Origin of the sequence: Ciceribacter sp. RN22 (assembly GCF_024054295.1) — a bacterium.
GTDB classification, from domain to species: Bacteria; Pseudomonadota; Alphaproteobacteria; order Rhizobiales; family Rhizobiaceae; genus Allorhizobium; species Allorhizobium lividum.
Genome location: NZ_JAMXLD010000004.1, coordinates 1 through 2,450, shown reverse-complemented (window position 1 = coordinate 2,450; position 2,450 = coordinate 1). Strand labels below are relative to the sequence as shown.

The following is a 2,450-nucleotide window of genomic DNA, read 5'->3' as shown; positions in this document are numbered from 1 at the left end:
GCCTTCTTGAGCAACTGGGACGGCGCGGCATCGCTTTCCGCTCCCTGACCGAAAGTATCGACACAGGTTCATCTGGTGGACGATTGATGTTCCACATGATGGCGGCGCTCGCAGAGTTCGAGCGCTCGGTCATCAGCGAGCGAACACGAGCCGGCATGGCGGCTGCGCGCAGCCGTGGAAAGCAGCTCGGACGCCCGAAAGCGCTGACCGAAGAGCAGCTCAGGTTCGCATCCTGTTCAATCACCTGCAGGCAACTCGGACTCCATCAGGTCGCCAGAGAACTCAACGTCTCGTCACGAACCCTAAGGCGAAACCTCGCAACGACGGACGGTGCCGTCCTCTCCTGCGGTTCCGATTGCCCCATGCGCGGATTCAACATCATCGCCCCCATCCTCGTGGAAGGGGTGGAAGACGCAGAAGGCAGCAATTTGACCGCGCAGCATTGATAAGACGCGGGAACGAACCTCTCCACGGCGGGGCGCGCCGTGCTTCCATGCGATACACCCGCTTGCGCCGGCACGAGGTTGGGCCGGCAGGCTAGAAGGACGCTCGCGCGACAAACTCACCTTTTACGCGAATGGTCGGGCCGACGGTTTCGGGACGGTCGATCGCCAACAGCATCGCCTGACGCCCCATCTCATAGTAGGGAAGCTGCATTGTCGAGAGTCCGGGGCGCAGAAGGTGGGCAATGGGCGCCTGGTTATCGAAGCTCGCGACGGCCACATCCTCCCCGACCGCCAAACCCATCTGGTTGAGAGCCGCATACACGTCCATCGCCAAGATGTCCTGACCACACAGGATCAAGTCGGGGCGCGCGCTCTGCGCAAACAGCCGCGGGAGGATCTGATCGGCCAGAAAACGGGTCCCGCCATCCTCGTCAAAGGTCACCGCTGTTTGTATCGACGTCGACAAGTCAATGTCATGCGTTGATCCCGCATCGCGAAAGCCGCGGGCACGCAAGAAACTGGCGACGTTTCGGGCCGATAGATTGAGGAATACGGGGCGGCGATAGCCTCTATCGAGAATCATCGACGTCAGGTCAAACGCGAGTTGATAGTCATCAGGCAGCACACATGGGTGGCGCGCCTGCGAATCGTAGCAGTTTAACAGCACATGCGGCACGGCGCGTTGCGGGATGGTGACTTCCTGATGAGCAACGGTGGCGTAGATGACGGCCTCAGCGCGAAACGCCAAAAGCTGGCTTTCGGCACGGGCTGCGCAGCAACTTTCATGATGATCTATATTGAAAAGCATCATTTGCTTGCCACGATCCCATGCAGCGTCCTGCGCACCGCGAATGAGTTCGATCGAGGAAGTCGCAGTGATGAACCCGTCGGCTAGAAAGCCAATCACGTCGCTTTTCTGCGAACGCATCATGCGGGCGGCCTGCGATGGCGCATACTCCATTTCGGATGCAATTGCTTCAATGCGCGCGCGCGTCTCGGCTTTCACGCGCGGGTCACCATTGATGACCCGTGACACGGTCTTGAGCGATGTGCCGACCCGCTTTGCGATTTCGCGTTGCGATGGGATTTTATGCATCAGGATAGCCTCCACCCTTGGGCTGGATCCGCTGCCGCCATAGGGCAGCCAAGTCTGTTCGATCTCTCAACTTCTCGCCTGGCACGCGCAAAAGTCTCATTGTGGTGTCTTGCATGGTGTTACGTGCTGACTTTCGGATCCGTTATTGCCTGATTGTGAGAGTTCCCCACTCTCACGATCGCTTTGATCAAACGCATGCTCACACGAGTTGGATTCCGACAGGCGTACCTCCTATCCAGTGCGATTAAAGCGACCAAAATTGAGCCGATCTCCTCCCGGTACCAGCCTACAGTTACTATATTACCATAAATTTTTGTGGGGCAACCGCCTCGGTGCCTGTGTCTCCGGGCAACTGCGGTCCGCACGATGCGCTAATGCCTCCGCAGGAGCCGCGGCTGTCGAGCAGGAGGTCGTGACCCAGCCTGTCACAACCTGGCCGGGGACCGAGAAACCGTTGTGCCGCTGGCGGGGCATCCAAAGGCAGAGCGCAGAATGCCATCACTATCCCTTGACCGCCGAGCCGATGAATGCGCTTACAAACCAGCGTTGGAACGCAAGATACAGAAGCAGCATCGGAATCATCATCAGGACCGATGCCGCCATGGCATCATCCCAGCGAATACTGTCCTGTCCAAAGAATGCGCCGACGGCCACCGAGATAGGGCGCGTGCGATCGCTGTGGGCGACGAGTACGGGCCAGAGATACTGATTCCACGTATCGACGCCCATCAAGATCGAGGCGGTAGCGACGGCGGGCATGCCGAGAGGTAGATAGATCGACCGCCAGATTCGGAAGGGTGAGGCGCCGTCGACTGGCCTGCTGCCGGTTTTTCGGACACCGAGTTAAGCTAATCCGACCTTGTTTTCAAATTCCATCGGGCTGAGATAGCCCAGTGTCGAATGCCGAC

Annotated in this window: 2 protein-coding genes and 1 pseudogene; 1 reads left to right on the top strand and 2 read right to left on the bottom strand. The window is 58.9% G+C overall.

Annotation, left to right across the window (positions count from 1 at the left end):
• Nucleotides 1-446, top strand: a 446-nt coding sequence (locus tag NHF53_RS24205) for a recombinase family protein (RefSeq protein WP_308218698.1), incomplete at its 5' end; no start/stop codon positions are given.
• A gap of 91 nt (nt 447-537) precedes the next feature.
• On the opposite strand, the gene NHF53_RS21910 is transcribed toward NHF53_RS24205, so the two are convergent.
• Complete coding sequence (locus tag NHF53_RS21910) at nt 538-1,542, bottom strand: LacI family DNA-binding transcriptional regulator (protein ID WP_252836091.1); 1,005 nt, start codon at nt 1,540-1,542, stop codon at nt 538-540.
• 501 nt (nt 1,543-2,043) lie between these two features.
• Nucleotides 2,044-2,355, bottom strand: a pseudogene (locus tag NHF53_RS21905) (carbohydrate ABC transporter permease); the annotation flags it as partial.
• Between the last annotated feature and the right edge of the window lie 95 nt (nt 2,356-2,450).